The organism is Lentzea sp. NPDC004789, from assembly GCF_053601075.1.
In genome coordinates, this window is the sequence record NZ_JBSGBE010000002.1 from 503,002 (window position 1) to 519,334 (window position 16,333).

13 protein-coding genes are annotated in these 16,333 nt (G+C 69.0%); 3 read left to right on the forward strand and 10 right to left on the reverse strand.

Features of this window, described 5'->3' with window-relative positions:
* The 6 genes from ACWEIJ_RS06520 to ACWEIJ_RS06545 all read right to left on the reverse strand — a co-directional run bounded on the left by ACWEIJ_RS06520 (position 1) and on the right by ACWEIJ_RS06545 (position 10,504).
* Complete coding sequence (locus ACWEIJ_RS06520) at positions 1-1,194, reverse strand: glycosyltransferase (RefSeq protein WP_449836141.1); 1,194 nt, start codon at positions 1,192-1,194, stop codon at positions 1-3.
* A gap of 24 nt (positions 1,195-1,218) precedes the next feature.
* The gene (locus tag ACWEIJ_RS06525) at positions 1,219-6,147 is read right to left on the reverse strand and encodes a DUF4082 domain-containing protein (protein WP_449836142.1); all 4,929 of its coding nucleotides are present in this window, start codon (positions 6,145-6,147) and stop codon (positions 1,219-1,221) included.
* 271 nt (positions 6,148-6,418) lie between these two features.
* Entirely contained in the window at positions 6,419-7,390 is a 972-nt protein-coding gene (locus ACWEIJ_RS06530; RefSeq protein WP_449836143.1) for an NAD-dependent epimerase/dehydratase family protein, read from the reverse strand.
* The gene (locus ACWEIJ_RS06535; protein WP_449836144.1) at positions 7,391-8,428 is read right to left on the reverse strand and encodes a Gfo/Idh/MocA family protein; all 1,038 of its coding nucleotides are present in this window, start codon (positions 8,426-8,428) and stop codon (positions 7,391-7,393) included.
* On the reverse strand, positions 8,428-9,921 hold the full coding sequence (locus ACWEIJ_RS06540; protein WP_449836145.1) for a sugar transferase: 1,494 nt from the start codon (positions 9,919-9,921) through the stop codon (positions 8,428-8,430). Before ACWEIJ_RS06540 ends, ACWEIJ_RS06535 begins: the two co-directional genes overlap by 1 nt.
* A gap of 367 nt (positions 9,922-10,288) precedes the next feature.
* Entirely contained in the window at positions 10,289-10,504 is a 216-nt protein-coding gene (locus ACWEIJ_RS06545) for an RNA-binding S4 domain-containing protein (RefSeq protein WP_449836146.1), read from the reverse strand.
* 127 nt (positions 10,505-10,631) lie between these two features.
* On the opposite strand from ACWEIJ_RS06545, the gene ACWEIJ_RS06550 reads away from it, so the two are divergent.
* Positions 10,632-11,279 (forward strand): DUF2306 domain-containing protein, encoded by a 648-nt coding sequence (locus ACWEIJ_RS06550; RefSeq protein ID WP_449836147.1) that lies wholly within the window; start codon positions 10,632-10,634, stop codon positions 11,277-11,279.
* Positions 11,280-11,569: 290 nt separating this feature from the next.
* On the opposite strand, the gene ACWEIJ_RS06555 is transcribed toward ACWEIJ_RS06550, so the two are convergent.
* The 4 genes from ACWEIJ_RS06555 to ACWEIJ_RS06570 are packed head-to-tail and all read right to left on the reverse strand — an operon-like array spanning position 11,570 to position 14,103.
* Positions 11,570-11,986, reverse strand: coding sequence for an SLATT domain-containing protein (locus tag ACWEIJ_RS06555; protein ID WP_449836148.1), 417 nt, complete (start codon positions 11,984-11,986; stop codon positions 11,570-11,572).
* Positions 11,983-13,185 (reverse strand): hypothetical protein, encoded by a 1,203-nt coding sequence (locus tag ACWEIJ_RS06560; RefSeq protein WP_449836149.1) that lies wholly within the window; start codon positions 13,183-13,185, stop codon positions 11,983-11,985. The genes ACWEIJ_RS06555 and ACWEIJ_RS06560 overlap by 4 nt, the downstream gene beginning before the upstream one ends.
* Positions 13,186-13,228: 43 nt before the next feature.
* Positions 13,229-13,387, reverse strand: a complete 159-nt coding sequence (locus ACWEIJ_RS06565; RefSeq protein WP_449836150.1) for a hypothetical protein — start codon at positions 13,385-13,387, stop codon at positions 13,229-13,231.
* Positions 13,384-14,103: an HAD family hydrolase gene (locus ACWEIJ_RS06570; RefSeq protein WP_449836151.1), complete on the reverse strand. Its 720-nt coding sequence runs from the start codon at positions 14,101-14,103 to the stop codon at positions 13,384-13,386. Before ACWEIJ_RS06570 ends, ACWEIJ_RS06565 begins: the two co-directional genes overlap by 4 nt.
* Positions 14,104-14,139: 36 nt before the next feature.
* On the opposite strand from ACWEIJ_RS06570, the gene ACWEIJ_RS06575 reads away from it, so the two are divergent.
* Together ACWEIJ_RS06575 and ku are read left to right on the forward strand one after the other, a co-directional pair.
* Positions 14,140-15,525, forward strand: coding sequence for an SDR family NAD(P)-dependent oxidoreductase (locus tag ACWEIJ_RS06575; RefSeq protein ID WP_449836152.1), 1,386 nt, complete (start codon positions 14,140-14,142; stop codon positions 15,523-15,525).
* Between the two features lie 108 nt (positions 15,526-15,633).
* A complete protein-coding gene (ku, locus tag ACWEIJ_RS06580) occupies positions 15,634-16,296 on the forward strand; it encodes a non-homologous end joining protein Ku (protein ID WP_449836153.1) in 663 nt (220 codons plus the stop codon).
* Positions 16,297-16,333: the final 37 nt, after the last annotated feature.

Sequence of the window (16,333 nt, forward strand, 5' to 3'; positions counted from 1 at the left end):
TCATCGGTCTCCCCCACGAGCGGTCTCGACGGACACGGAAGCTCCCCTCTCCGAGAGGCCGATGGCCTCCGCGAACGCGTCGCTGCGGCGACGCCACGAGTGTTCGGCAGCGAACCGCTGCCGGGACGCAACAGCCGCAGCAGTGCGTTCAACGCTTGCCGCCCGGGCCACCGCGGCGGCGAACTCCCCCGGCGCCGCGATGGTGACCATGCCGGCGGCCTGTTCGGCGAGCCAGCGGGAGGCGGGCAGATCGGTGGAGACGGCGGGACGACCGGCCGCGAGGTACTCCAGCGTCTTCAACGGGAACGACGCCCGGTTGAAGGAGGAGTCGTGGTACGGCGTCAGCCCGACGTCGATCTTCCGGTAGTAACCGGGAAGCTCGGTGAACGGCACCTCGTCCACGTGCACGACACGCGGGCGGGCGACGAGCGCGGACCAGCGTTCCGGCTCCCACGCCGGATCGCGCGGCCCGACCATCAGCAGCGACATCCCGGTGTCCGCCACGGCTTCCAGCAACGAGATGTCGATGCGCGCGGTGATCCGGCCGACGAGCCCGGCGACCGGACCGTCCAGCCCGGACACCGCGGCGGGTACCTCAGCAGCGTCCACAGTGGAGTAAGCGTCCACGTGCACGCCGTTGGGCAGGAACTGGGCGGGGGCGCCGAGGCCGGTCCACCTGCGGACCAGCTCCGGCGTCACCGCGAACACGTGCTGCGCCTGGCGAAGAGCCCTGCGCTCCTCCCCCAGCAGCCAGCCGGGGTCGAGTCCCATCAGCTCACCGCCGGCGACCCAGTCGTCCGTGCCGTAGAGCACCGTGCGAACCGAGTCGTCCCACATGCCCAGCACGTCGTCGAACGAGAACGACACGACGGCGTGCGGTGAGCGCTTCAACCGGCGCAACGCCCAGCGGATCTGGGCGCGCACCAGCGGCCACGTCGTGGCGCGGATGCCGGGGCGGGACAGCCCCGGCAACGCGACGGGGGTGAGGCGGGTGATGCCCTCGGGGGTGACCCCGAGGCGAGGCCGGACTCCTCTGCCGACACCTGGCCGGTACCGGGCGGGTGTCACCGGCGAGATCGGCGGATCCACCCACAGCACATCGGCGTACCTGGTCAGTTGTTCTGCCTGCTGCCGGTCAGCGCCACGAACTCCGTCCCACGGCTTGCCCGACATCATGACCAGCAAAGGAGTCACGACCTACCTCATCCTCCGTTCCGCTTACCAGACGGCGAGCATCCGGCCGCCCGCTGCCCGAGCCACCTGCGTGGCGGTCCTGCCGAACGACACCGGCCGCACCGAGGCCGCCGACGGCGTGCCGCTGGAGGGCGAGTACACCGCGTCGACCCAGTAGTTCGCGTCGTTGCCGCTGGTCGGGAAGCCACCGCCGGAGCCGTACACGTACGTTCCGTTGGGGGCGCCCGCCTGCGTCTTCGGCGCGTGCATCGGACCGCGGTCCACGCCGTTGAACTCGAACTGGCCGCGCGTCACGGAGTAGTGCCCGTTCGGCGCGTAGTACGAGACGACGTACTGCGTGTTCGCGGCGACCGAGACCGGCGTGGCGAAGTTCGCCTGCTGCCAGCCGCCGGCGCTCTCGCTGGAGAACGTCACCGTGCCGAGCAGCGTGCCGGTCGAGGTCCACAGGTGACCGACGTGCGTGCCGGTGTTGCCGGTGCCCTTGTAGAACCGGACACCCGTGACCACACCCGGCTGGTCCACCGAGAACCGGACGCCGAGCTCGACCTGGCCGTTGTCGTCGGCGTTGTTCACCACCGGCGTCGCCGAGTCGGCGAACAAGGTGCACGGGCAGCCGCTCGAGTCGGGCAGTGCCGTGGTGAACGTCCAGCTGACCGACCCGGACATCTGGTTGCCCGCGATGTCCTTCGCACCCGAGACGGTCGCCTGGTACTTCGTGGCCGGGGCCAGCGGCGAAGCCGGCGTGTACGTCCACGTCCTGGTGGCCGGGTCGTAGGCGGGGCTGCCCGCGACCGAGGCACCGGCGCCACCGACCGGCACCAGGTTCACCGACGGCGTCGCCGGGTCGATCGCCTCGTCGAACGTCACCGACACCGACGTGGTGGTCGGAACGCTCGTGACGCCGTTGGCGGGCACCGTCGAGACGACGGTCGGCGCGGTGACGTCCGGCGGTGCGGTGTTGGTGAAGATCGCGTCCACGTAGTAGTTGCCGGCCTGGTACGAGTCGACCGGGAACCCGCCACCCGCGCCGTACTTGAACAGACCGTTCTTCAACGACCCGTTCGCCGGCGAGTGCAGCGGCGCGTTGTCGACGTCAGCGGTGAAGTAGTTGACGTCACCCGCGTACCGCCCGTTCGGCGCGTAGTACGACGCGATGTAGGTCGTGTTCGCCGTGACCTGCACCGGGTTGGCGAAGGTCAGCTTCTGCCAGCCGGTCGCCGTCTCGTTGGTGAACGTGCCGGTGGCGAGACGCGTGCCGGTGGTGGACCACAGGCTGCCGGTGTGCGTGCCGGTGTTGCCCGTGCCCTTGTAGAAGCGGACACCGGTGATCCAGCCGTTGGTGTCCGGCGTGATCCGCATGCCCAGCTCGACCGCGTTGGTGTCGTTCACCGACGCGCTGACCGGAACCACGCTGTCGTTGAACAGCGTGCACGGGCAGGCGCCGATGCCGGACGTGGTGAAGAACCAGCTGTTCGCCTGCGGCATCGCGTTGCCGGCGGTGTCCGAAGCCTTCACGGTGACCGTGTAGGTCTTCGCCGCGTTCAGCGGGCTCGACGGCTGGAACTTCGCCGTGCGGGTCGTCGAGTCGTAGGACGCCGTTCCCGTGACGGCCGTGCCGCCGGAGAACGTCCACTGCACGGTGGCCGGGTTGATCGCCTCGCTGAACGTCGCGGTCACCTGGCTGGTGGTCGGGACGCTGCGCGAGTCGTAGCCGGGGTACGTGGACGTGACCGTCGGCGGGGTCAGGTCGGGATCCGGCTGGAACACCGCGTCGACCCAGTAGTTGTTGCCACCGCCGTTGGTCGGGAACACACCGCCCGTGCCGTAGCGGTACACGCCGGACGCACCGTCCGTGCCGTTGGCGAGCGCGCGCAGCGGCGCGTTCGCCACCTGGGCGTTCAGGCCGCCGTTCGTGGCCGAGTAGAAGCCCGAGGTCTGGTACGAGACCACGTACGTCGTGTTGGCGTTGATGTGCACCGGGGTGCTGAACAGCGCCTGCTGCCAGCCCGCGGTGGACTCGGTGCCGAACGTGACGGTCGCGAGCAGCGTGCCGGTGTTCGACCAGAGCCGGCCGGTGTGCGCGCCGACGTTCTGCGGTCCCTTGTAGAAGCGGACGCCGGTCACGTTGCCGCTCACGTCGGAGCGGAACCGCATGCCGAGCTCGACCGCGGTGGCGTCGTTGACCGTGACGGTCTGCGGCGCCGCGCTCTCGTCCCACACGCTGCACGGGCAGACACCGGGGGTGGCCGGCTTCTGCGTGGTGAAGCTCCAGGACGTGGTGCCGGACATGGTGTTGCCGGCGGTGTCCTTGGCGCCCGTCACCGAGGCGGTGTAGGTGGTGTTCCCGGCCAGCGCGCTGGTCGGGGTGAACGTCGCGATCTTGTTGGCGGCGTCGTAGGCCACGCTGCCGCTGACCGCCTGGCTCGCGGCGTTCTTCAGCGTGAAGTTGATCGTCGCGGCCTGCACGGCCTCGTTGAACTGCACGCTCGGCGTCGCCTGCGGGGAGACGCTGGAGCTGCCGTTCAGCGGCGACTGCGGGGTCGCGGTGGGCGCCAGGGTGTCCGGCGGCGCGACCGTGTCGAAGACCGCGTCGACCCAGTAGTTGCCGCCCTGGTAGGTGTTCGTCGGGAACGCGAACGACCCGTAGCCGAACATGCCGTTCGGGGCGCTGTCCGTCGTCGCCGGCGCGTGCAGCGGAGCGGCGTCGAAGGACTTGTTGCGGAAGAAGTCCGAATCGGACGAGTAGTGCCCGCTCGGCGCGTTGTACGACACCACGTACTGGGTGTTCGCCTGCACCTCGACCGCGGGGTTGAGCGTGGCCATCTGCCAGCCGCTCGCGGTCTCGTTGAGGAACGTGGCCTGCGCCAGCAGCTGACCGCTCGACGACCACAGGCCACCGGTGTGCGAACCGGTGTTGCCCGTGCCCTTGTAGAAGCGGACCGCGGTGACCCAGCCGTGCGCGTCGGTGGTGAAGCGGGTGCCGACGTTGATCGCGTTGGCGTCGTTGTTGGACACGGTCTTCGGTGTGGACAGGTCCGGGAAGATCGTGCACGGGCAGGTGCTGTTCACCCCGACCGTCGCCGGGCTGGCGTCGGTGTTGAGGCTGTCGTCGGTCGCCCGCGCCTGGATGTTCAGCGATCCGGTGCGCGGGATGGAACCGGTGTAGGTCCAGCTCTCCCTGCCGTCCGCGACGTGCCACGTGGTGCCGCCGTCGAGCGAGACCTCGACGCCGCCGACGCGGCCGCCGACGTCGGACGCCGTGCCGGTGACGGTGATCGTGTCTCCACTGTGGACGGTGCTGCCCGCGGTGGGCGAGGTGATCGTCGTGTTCGGCGCGGTGCCATCGGTCGACAGACCCGCGGTGACGAGCCCGGCCATCAGGCTGCCCGGCTGGACTCCCATGTCCCCGAACAGGTTCACGGTCGCCTGCTGCATGCGGGCGTCGGTGCTGACCGCCTCACCGTCGTGCTGGTCGTCCAGACCCCACGACCACTGCACGGTGCCGGCACCGAACACGATCGCGCCACTGGGCGCCTTGTACAGCGTCATGCGGTGCGTGGCGTCGCCGGACGCGACGTTCGTGCCGTAGTCCTGGATCTTGGCGGCGACCGTCTGGGTGGTCTTGGACAGCCTGATCATGTTGTTCGGGCGGAACCCGTTGTCGACGTCCTCGTCCCACTCGTAGCCGAGGCTGCTGGGGGCGAGCGTCGCGACCTGACCGGCGGACTGGTTCGCCACGGACGTGTTGCGCCAGAAGCGCATCTTGCCGTCCTCGGCGGGCACCTGGATCGCGTAGCTGCAGCAGTTGACCGTCCACAGCTGACCGGTCAGCGAGTTCTCCGGCCGGCCGCCGTCGGCGGGCGGGCTGAAGCGCGGGTCGCGCCACGTGCCGGTCCACGCCGGGTTCGGGTCGATCTTGGCGTTCGCGTGGGTCTCCTTGTACGTCACCAACGTCCGGTACGGGGTGTTGGTGCCGTCGATGCTGTTCTCCCAGCGGGTCTTCCAGAAGACCTCGTTGCCGGAGAAGAACGCGAGGTTCACGCCGGCGTCGCGGGCGGCCTCGACGTTGGCGCGCTGCTGCGACGACCAGTACTCGTCGTGCCCGACCGAGAGGAAGACCTTGTGGTTGAGCAGCAACGAACCCGAGCGGTCGGAGTCGATGCCGGAGATGTAGCTGACGTCGTAGCCGTTGCGCTCCAGGAACCGGATCATCGGGTACTCGGAGCCGAAGACGAAGTCACGGCCGTCCGGCACGTCGGTGCGGGTGGAGAACGGACGGTTGTAGCTCAGCTTGTAGGCGCGCGAGGCGGGCTGGCCGCCGTAGAAGCTGTTGCCACCCCACGTGTTGTAGGCCTGCCACGTGGTGTCGGAGGTCTGGTACACCATCTTCGAGCTGCGGGAGTCGTCGCGCACCACGAACACGATGTGGTTGTTGACGTCCTGGTCGAGCCGCTGCAGGTTCGCGACGTACACGCCGGAGACCAGGCTCGTCGGCACGGTCCAGGACGCGGACTCCAGCCAGTTGCCGCAGTCGATCAACCCGGTGTTGGGGTCGTTGTTGCAGGTGTTCGGCTGCACGCGGGGCGTCGGCGTGATCGAGTCGACCTTGCGCGCGCCGGCACCGCCGTAGTAGCCCAGGCGCAGGATGTCGATCCGGTACGGGGCCGAGGTCTTGACCTTGAACTTGATGGTCTGGCCGAGGTTCACCGACATCTGGGTGGCGAAGCCCTCGATGCTCGGGTCGCCGCCACCGGTCGCGTCCCAGTTGGTGTCACCCGGTTTGGAGTTCTCGCAGAGCACCGGGTTGGTCACCGGTGCGTCACACGGGGCCGCTGCCGCGACGGGCCCGAACACAACGGCCGGGACCAGTGTCCCGGCCAGCAATCCGATCAGCGCCAGTGCTCGCGCCAGAAACGGGTGGGATCTGGCTCTCGAACCCCTTGGGGCGGTCATGTGTCGTCTTCTTCCTCTCGCGCCGCTCCTGCGACCCCAGCTTGTGGTCGTCGTCCGAGCTACGCGCGCTGCATCTCCCCTGAAGCGGGGCGCGCCGACGACATTCCACATGGGACGTCGAGGCGCGACCACACCTCGTTACAGGTTTTGGGGTCTCGATTAGGCCAAAAGTTCAACGGGCCCAAGGGTTTCCGTTGTCAGGTAACTCAGAGTTAAACCAGTGCGACCAGATGAGACGGCCTGATTTCGGACAGTCAGGCCGTCTTCACCGTCAGCTCGTCTTCTCGGCCCGCCACCACGCGACCAGGTCGCGCAGGCCGCCGTCCATCTCGATCTCGGGCTTCCAGCCGAGGTCGGTGGCCGCGGCGCTGATGTCGGCGAGCCGGCGGGTGACGCCGTTCACCTTGCGCTCGGGGCCGTGTTCCAGCGGCAGGTCGGAGTCCATCGCGGCGAGGAGCGCGAGGGCGAGCTCCTTGAGCGAGGTCTCCTTCGAGGACGCGATGTTGTACACCGCGTCCGTCACCGGCGCCTTGGCGGCGAGGATGTTCGCGCGGGCGATGTCGTGCACGTGCACGAAGTCCATCGTCTGCGCCCCGTCACCGAAGATCAGCGGCGACTTGCCGTCGGCGATGCGTTCCATCCAGCGGATGAGCACCTCCGTGTACAGACCGTGGACGTCCATCCGCGGGCCGTACACGTTGAAGTAGCGCAGCGCCACGTAGTCGAGGCCGTACATGGCCTTGAAGCTGCGCAGCATGCCCTCGTTGAACGCCTTCGCGGCGCCGTAGAAGGTGTCGTTGTTGTACGGGTGGTGCCGCTCGGTGGTCGGGAACGACTCCGCGAGCCCGTACACCGACGCGGACGACGACGCGATGACCTTCTTCACGCCGGCGGCCGCGGCGGCCTCGATGACCGTGAACGTGCCGTCGACCAGGCACTCCAGCGCGAGCCGCGGTTGTTCGGCGCACTGGGTGATGCGGATGGCGGCGAGGTGGAAGACGAGGTCCTGGCCCTCGGTGAGCTCGCGGACGAGCGCCTTGTCGTTGATGTCGCCTTCGACGATCTTCACGACGCCGGACTCCAGCGCGCCCTTGAGGTTCTCCCGGCGGCCGCGCACGAAGTTGTCGAGCACGACGACCTCGGCGGCACCGGCCTCGACGAGCTGATCCACCACGGACGACCCGATTGTGCCCGCGCCGCCCGTGACGAGCGCCCGCTGGCCGCTGATCGGTTGTGCCGTCATTTACGAAACCCTGCCTTCGACTTGGTGAACGGGAACGAAAACCCCGCCGGAGCGCAGCGACTCCGACGCCGCCTCCAGCACGGCCAGCACGCGCAGACCCGCGCGACCGTCCGTCAGCGGTGGACGCTTCTCGGTGATGGACGCGGCGAACTCGGCCATCATCGTGCGCAACGCCTCGCGTTCCACCAGCGCCGGCGCCACCATGTCGCCGGTGCGGTAGGAGATCTTCTGCTGCTCCTCGGAACGGTCGACGCCACGGTCGTAGATGGACAGTCGCTGCGCCGGGTTGTTGTCGTCCCAGACGACCGTGCGCTGGGAGCCGCCGATGACCATCGTGCGGATCTTCGTCGGCGACAGCCAGTTCACGTGCACGTGCGTGATCGCCCCGTTGGACAGCCGGACGGTCAGATGGCCGACGCACGCGACGCCCGCGCCGATCGGGTCCGCGCCGTGTGCCGCGACCTCCACCGGACGGACGTCGTCGGGCAGGATCGCCTCGAAGATCGACAGGTCGTGCGGGGCGAGGTCCCACAGCACGTCCACGTCCGGCTGCACCAGACCGAGGTTGATGCGCACCGAGTCGATGTACTGGATCTCGCCGAGCTCGCCGCCGCGGATCATCCGACGCAGGTGCTGCACGGCCGAGGTGTAGGCGAACGTGTGGTCCAGCATCAGCGTGAGGCCGCGGGACTCCGCGGCCTCGACCAGCTTGAGCCCGTCCTCCAGGTTCGCCGCGAGCGGCTTCTCGACCAGGACGTGCTTGCCGGCCTCCAGCGCCGCCAGTGCGACGGGCAGGTGGGTGGCCGCGGGCGTGGCGATCGCGACCGCCTGGACCTCGGGGTCGGCGAGCACCTCGTCCAGCGACGAGGTGGCTCGCACGGTCGAGTACTCGCCGAGCACGCGCTGCGCCTTGCCGACGTCGAGGTCGCACAGGTGGCGGAGTCTGAGCTGCGGGGTGGCCTGGGCGTTGCGGACCAGGTTCGGCCCCCAGTACCCGGCGCCGATGACGGCGATGCCGATCAAGTCTTCATTCCTCATCAGTAGGCCCCGTGGCCGCCGAACACGGCGCGGAACGTCTTCCACAGGATCACGGCGTCGAGGGCGAGCGACCAGTCCTCGACGTAGCGCAGGTCGAGCCTCACCGACTCCTCCCACGACAGGTCGCTGCGTCCGCTGACCTGCCACAACCCGGTCAGACCCGGCTTGACGAGCAGGCGGCGCCGCACGTCGGAGGAGTACTTCGCGGTCTCCTCCGGCAGCGGCGGGCGCGGGCCGACCAGCGACATGGTGCCCGTCAGGACGTTGAACAGCTGCGGCAGCTCGTCGATCGAGTACCGGCGCAGGAAGGAGCCGACCTTGGTGATGCGCGGGTCCTTCTTCATCTTGAACAGCAGGCCGTGCCCCTCGTTGGCGGCGGCCAGCCGGGTGCGCAACGCGTCCGCGTTGGTGACCATGGTGCGGAACTTGATGATCGTGAAGGGCTGCCCGCCCTTGCCGACCCGCTTCTGGCGGTAGAAGACGGGACCACGACTGTCGATCATCACGAAGGCCGCGACCGCGAACATCAGCGGCGCCAGCAGGATCAGCAGCAGGAACGCGCCGACGCGGTCGACGACGTCCTTGACCAGACGGCGGAAGCCGCTCAGTGCCGGTTCGCTCACGCGCAGCAGCGGCATGCCGAGCACGGCGCTCATGTGCAGGCGCGGGCCCGCGACCTCCATCAGACCGGGCGAGACGACCATTTCCGCGCCGGAACCCTCGAGCGCCCAGGCGAGCTGCTGCAGCCGGCGGGGCGTCCAGTACGCGTCGGGTGTCACGGCGACGATGCGGTAACCACCGCGGCGGACGTGATCGGCGAGCTCGCGCAGCTGGCCGACGACGGGCACGCCGTCGACGTCGGTGCCGGAGCGGCCGCGGCCGTCGATGGTGCAAATGGCGTCCACGCGCCAGCCCAGGTGCGCGACGCGCTTGGTGCGGTGGATGAGGTCCTCGACCGTGTCCAGGTTGCCGGCGGCGAGGACGGAGAGCAGGTAGCGCCCCTCTTTGCGGCCGCGGTGCAACGGGCGGCGCAGCAGGTAGCGCATGGGGAAGGCGACCAGGGCGATCGCGGGGACAACGACGAAGACCCACAGGCGGGCGCCGGGGATGTCGACGGCGAGCGCTCCGAGACCGAGCGCCACGACGGCACCGAACAAACCCCGGCCGAGTCTTCGGAACTCCTCGGCACCCTGACCGAGGACGGTCGGCGTCCACACGCGGTTGATCGCGAGCGAGCCGACCACGACGACTACTGTGAGTATGTCCAGCAGGGCAAGGGAAAGCGGGCCGAAGGCGGCGTGGCGGACGCTCATGACGGCACCGACTCCGACGACGACCAGGGCAACGGTCAGCACATCGGCGGTGATCACGGCGTAGCGGTAGCGGCTTTCCCAACGGGCGACAGGTGGGTGCGTCTGTCTGTGTTCGGACAGCGGATTGAGCGTGGAGCGCAGCCCGTCGACGTCACGGGCAGCGCGGACCTGCTCACTCATCGTTTCTGATCTCCCCGGCTCAGCGGCGATTCCGGACATGCACGTGCGCAGGTCACCCCGAAGACCTTGAATCTTCGACCTCCGGTCACGCCCTGCACAGGCGCCACACCCGAAGCTCGCAACCGGTGATTCGCCCGGTCCGGCATCCGCGTTACAGGCTCCGGGAAAAACTTTTTCCGTTGCCCGAATATCGGACGTGACCCACGTCTCACCGTCTGGAAACCACGGCCCCGCAAGACGATTCCACATGTCCACAAGGGACATAGTGGTTACGTGCGCGGTGGGCGATTCGTTCAGATCAGGTCTTCAGACCCTAGTCCTGTCGTCTGCGTTTGTGCATGTACTTACCGCTGAACGGAGTAATGTCCTACGACCGAACGGAAACGCGGACCTCGTCGCCTTCGACGACCACGATGTCACCGTTTCGGAGCTGGGCGCCGCGGCGCACCTCCACAGCGCCGTTGACGTGGACTTCCCCGTCCTCGATCAGCTCTTTGGCGTGCCCGCCGTCCTCCGCCAGCGCAGCCAACTTGAGGAACTGCCCTAGCCTGATCGGCTCTTCGGAGATCTCGACCGTCCGCATGCGCCACATCATCCCAGTAGGGCGAACCCCACCGCTTGCTCGGGGGCGCACACCAGAGCGTTCGGGTGAAGTCGTTGCCAGCCTTATGGGCATGAAAACTTCTTGGGGGTACGTAGCCTGGTTGGCGGTGTCCGGAGTGGTCTGCGTCGCGATAGCGATCTTCGCGGCGAGCGCCTACGTGACCCTGGACATGAGCCAGGCCCGGCCGGATCTGCACGGGCCGGTGCACTACGGCCTTCTGGTGGCGCACATCTTCACCGGAACGGCCGCGATCCTGGCGGGTGTCTCGCAGTTCTGGCCGCGCCTGCGCGCCCGGCATCCGCGGGTGCACCGGGTGCTCGGCCGCGTGTACTTCGCCGGCGTGCTGCCGTCGTCGTTGCTCGGCATCGTGTGCGCTCAGTTGTCACTGAACGGTCTGGCCGCATCGGCGCCGCTGACGGTCCTGTCCGTGCTGTGGTTCGTGAGCGCGGTGCACGGCCTGCGGACGGCCAGGCGGCGCCGGTTCGGCGAACACCGCATCTGGATGATCCGCGGTTTCGCGTTGACCGGTGCCGCCGTGACCGGCCGGTTGTGGGGCCTGCTGCTCGGCTCGCTGCTGCCCGAGGGGAACGGGCTGGTCGTCTTCGCCACCGCGAACTGGCTGTCGTTCGTGGTGAACCTGCTGGTCGCCGAGTGGTGGATCCAGTCCCGGGGCTACACCCGGGCCTTGCCCTCCTCAGCGCTGAGGCCCAGCATCTCCAGCAGATCAGCGCAGTCCAGCGCGTCCGTGGCGTGACAGGCCACGGTGCGTGCCGCCTTGCTGTTCTGAATCGTGCTGTGCTCCTTTTCCAGAGCCTTTGCCTCGGCGAACGTGCCGGTTTCCGGCTCGGCGATCGCGGGACGCGCCCAAGTCATGTCGTGCCTGCTTCCGCATCGGGGGATGAGGTCATCATGACTGGGGGGTGGCCGAAACACCAGATCTAGTGCTTTGCGTAATCGGCCACCCACACAGCGTGGGGCGGTGCGTTCAATGGCGATAGCGTTTTCCGGGCACCGGCGTTGATCGATTGTCTCCAGAAATTCGCTTCACCGCCCGTACCGCAGCACCGACTCCACTTCGGTCACAAATGCGACGAGCCTTTCATCGTCCACATCGTCCGGCGTGGGACCGTCCACCGCGAGCCGTTGCAGCGCAACGGACGTGATGGCGTTCTCCCGCGCCAGGCGGCGGAACCCGAACGTGGCCTCGTACAACGACACCGCGGTGGCCAGGGCGGCCAGCGTCGTCGCGGCGAAACCCCACAGGGCCCGGCGTGGCCCGTCCGCCATGCCCACCGCCGCCGCGGCGGCCGCGGCGATGAAGAGCGCGGCGGCGATCGCGACCGTCCACGTCCGGGCGCCGGCGTACCGCCTGCGGCCGCGTTCGAAGTGGTCGAGGCGATCGGAGAACCGGTGCCGCAGATAGGCTTCGACGAACTGGGCCTGCCGCTGCTTGTCGCTCATGTCCTGACCACCTCGTGCTTGCGGTCGCTGACCGCGGCCTCCAGGTCCGCCACCTTGTCCTGGCGTTCGGATTCCGTGCTCGGCGCGGGGGCGGCCAGGTGCGCGAAGTACAGCGCGCGCAGGCGTTCCGCGCGGTAGCGGGCGGTCAGGTACTTGTCGAGCGACTCCCGCTTGCGCGCCACGATCGTGATGGCGGCGGCGAACGCACCGCCCGCGACCACCAGGACGCCCGGCCACGGCGTGTCCTCGAGCCAGGTCTGCAGCGCGCCGAACACCGTCGTGGTGAGCCCGCCCGCGATGGCCAGCACGGCCATCAGCCGGTAGCGGTTCTGCTCGACGTCGGCCTGCGCGTCCAGTTCGTGGAACGCCGGCGCGACGACCGCGTTGGCGTCGTGGATCGCGTCCGCGAGCAACGGGTAGGCGACGACGAAACCGGGGTCGATCAACGGCCGGGGTTCCGGCGCCCGGTACCGGACCTTGGGCCAGATCCTCGGCGGTTTGACGGGCTTCTCCTTGCCCAGCAACCTCTCCAGCGCGGTGACGACCTTGCCGGCGCCCTCGTCGACGTGGACGACGAAGATCTTGCCGCTGCGCACCAGCACCGCGAGGTCACCGGTGAGGTCACCGGTCGCGATGCGGTCCGCGAGGCCACCCGTGCCGGCGAGCACCAGCAGCGGGTTGTCGCCGCTGAGGTGGTCGATGATCTCCCTCTCGCTCTCGCCTCCGACGACGAGAGCGATGACGGGCCTCTTGTGCCGCACGGCGTCGATCGTCCGGAACAGCACCGGCGTCGCGTCCGTCCACTCCGAACCGGGCACGATGACGGCGACGCTGTGGTTGGGCTCCAGCGCGACCTGACCGTTGGTGGAGGTCTCGGTGAGGTCGTGCACCTTGCTGCTGGGCGCGACCCCGACCACGACGGGCCAGCGTTGCTCACAGGCCTGCAAAGCCATGCCCAGCAAGTGGACCACGCCTCTGTCGGTGCCTTCCGTGACGAACACCGCGCTGTTGCGCGCCGCGGTCACCACGACGGATCTGAGGACCGGCAACAACTTCGCGGCGAGATCCGTCTCGATGTCTTGAGTGGAGCCGAAGACCGAGATGACCGTGCGTCCCTGGGGCAAGCCGAGGGCCTTGGGTTTGATGTCGGCGTCCGGCTGGGACAGCCGTTTGACTGTCGGGCCGCCTGCTGTGGGCATGCCGCGCACGATAACGCCGTGATCGATGCCAGACCAGAGCCCGTTAGACCTCATCCTCGTCGTCCAGCGGGACTTCCCGCTGTTGTTCGACGGCATCCGCCTCGTTGGCTTCGAACGGCACGTCCGGCGTCTCGATCGGCTCCTGCGGGACGATCTCGCGCTGCTGCTCCTGCACGTCCGCGTCGGGTGCTTCGGGGTTCATGCGGTGCGGTTTCCCGTGCTGCCCGTTCTCCACACCTGCCGGGTCAGCTCGCCGAGGTCGCGCAGGTCGTCGAGCACGATCTCCGCACCGGCTTCGTGGAGGTCCTGCTTGCTGCTGCGCCCGGTCGCGACGGCCACGAGCCGCACCCCTGCCTTGGTGGCGGCGTAGACGTCGTGCGGGGTGTCGCCGATGAGCACGACCTCGTCAGGTGTGAAGAACCGGATGTGCTGCGCGCGCTCCCGCGCGAACGTCACGAGCTCCGCCCGATCGGCGTGGTCGTCGCCGAACGCGCTCACGTCCCAGTCCACGAGATCGGCGAGCTCGAACGCCTCCAGCTTGATCCTGGCGACGGTCCTGAGGTTCGCCGTCAGCACGCCCTGGTGCACCCGCGGGTCGGCGGCGAAGTGCCGCAGTGCGGCCAGCGCCCCCGGCAGCACCTCGGCGTGGCCGGGCAGGTCGTGGCGGCGGCGGTGGAACGAGTCGGTGAGCGCGGTGGCGAGCAGCCGGGAGGAGTCCTCGGTGTGCTCGATGTCGTGCCGGTGCAGCAGCTCGGCGATGACGTCGAGCTCGGTGCGTCCGCCGAGGTCCGGAGCCCCTTCGAGCTCCCTGCCGAACGCCGACCGGAACGCCGTGCGGTACATCAGCTTGCCGAAGCCGCGCGCCGAGATCAGCGTGTTGTCGATGTCCCACAGCACCAGCAGTTCGGGCCCGGTCATCGGACCATCACCCCACAACCCGTAAAATGCCTGCTCATGACCTCGATCGACCCCGCGGAGCTGGAAATCTGCCTGCGCGTGCTCGCCCAGGTGGAGGACCTGCCCGCGGAGCACGAGGACGCGGTGCGCGTCCGCCGGGCCACCGCCAAGATCTTCAAGGCCGCGAAGAAGTTCCGCAAGACCGAACGCCGGGCCGCCATCACGGCCAACGACCGCGCCGTCACCGCCCTGACCGCCACCGGGTCGCCGGACCGCATCGACGACGAGACGCAGGGCCTGCCGCTCGTGTCGAACGCGACCGGTGCCACCGCGGGCACGCTGATGCGCGCGCGGTCCTGCTACACGTGCCGCCGGCGGTTCGTCGAGGTCGACGCCTTCTACCACAACCTCTGCCCGTCCTGCGCCGCGTTCAACCACGGCAAGCGCGACGCCCGCACCGACCTGACCGGCCGCAACGCCCTGCTGACCGGCGGCCGCGCGAAGATCGGCATGTACATCGCGCTGCGCCTGCTGCGTGACGGCGCGCACACCACGATCACCACACGCTTCCCGAAGGACGCCGCCCGCCGGTTCGCCTCCATGCCCGACGCGGCCGACTGGATCGACCGGCTCAAGATCGTGGGCATCGACCTGCGCGACCCGGCCCAGGTGCTCGCGCTGGCCGACGAGGTGGCCCTGCGAGGCCCGCTGGACGTCCTCATCAACAACGCCGCCCAGACCGTCCGCCGCTCCCCCGGCGCCTACGCCCCGCTGGCCGCCGCCGAGCACGAGGCGCTGACCGGTGACGCCCGCCGCCCCGAGCTGATCTCGTTCGGCGGCCACGGCCAGCTGGCGCTGCCCGGCACCGCGGTCCCCGAGGCGCACTCGGTGACGACGCTGGCGCTGATGGCGGGTTCCAAGGACATCGACGCGGGCGGCCTCGTGCCCGACACCGCCGCGGTGAACTCGTGGATCCAGAACGTCGACGAGGTCGACCCGGTGGAGCTGCTGGAAGTGCAGCTGTGCAACTCGACCGCGCCGTTCCTGCTGATCTCGCGGCTGCGCCCGGCCATGGCGAAGTCGTCCGCCAGGCGCAAGTACGTGGTGAACGTGTCCGCAATGGAGGGTCAGTTCTCCCGCGCCTACAAGGGTTCCGGCCACCCGCACACGAACATGGCGAAGGCCGCGCTGAACATGTTGACGCGCACCAGCGCCGAGGAGATGCTGCAGACCGACGGCATCCTGATGACCGCCGTCGACACGGGCTGGATCACCGACGAGCGCCCGCACCCGTTGAAGATGCGCCTGGCCGACGAGGGCTTCCACGCACCCTTGGACCTGGTCGACGGGGCCGCGCGCGTGTACGACCCGATCGTGCGCGGCGAGGCGGGCGAGGACCTGTACGGCTGCTTCCTGAAGGACTACTCGCCGGCCGCCTGGTAGGGGTGCCGTGCCGACGCACGTGTCCGAGGTACCCGTCGGACGCACCCGAACGAGCCTTTTCGTCACGCCCTGGGTGAACACGGCCTGCGTTTGACGTACCCATTTGTCATGAGAACTGTGTGGCGGGGAGCACTTCGGTTCGGCATGACGACGATGACGGTGCGGCTGGTGTCCGCGTCGACGGAACACCGCGGCAGAGTGCACCTGGTGCACCGCGAGGACAGCGGCCGCGTGCGGCACCAACAGGTGTGCGGCGAGTGCTCGCTGCGCCTGACCCCGGACGACATAGGCCGCGGCTACGAGCTCGACGACGGCCGCATCGTCCAGATCGACCCGCGCGACCTGCCGGCCCCGGAGGACGGCGTCATCGACGTCCAGCAGTTCGCGCCGGTCACCGACCTGGACCCGATCGCGTTGCACCGCAGCTACTACGTCGAACCGGACGACCTGGCGGTCCGCTCCTACGTGCTGCTGCGCGAGACCCTGGAGCGCACCAAGACCGCCGCCATCGTGAAGTTCGGCCTGCGCGGCAAGGAGACCCTGGCCGCCCTGCGCCCCCAGCACGGGGTGATCGTCCTGCACACCCTGCTGTGGCCGGACGAGGTCCGCGAGCCGCACTTCGCGTTCCTGCACCGCGACACGGAGGTCCGCACCGGCGAACTGGCCGCCGCGGCGGCGTTGGTGCGCGCGCAGACCCGGCCGTTCAAGCCGCACGACTACCCGAACAACTACCACGAGGCCCTGCTGCACCTGGTCGAGGCGAACGTCTAGCCGTGCGGGCGGACGACCCGCGTGACGGGGATGAACG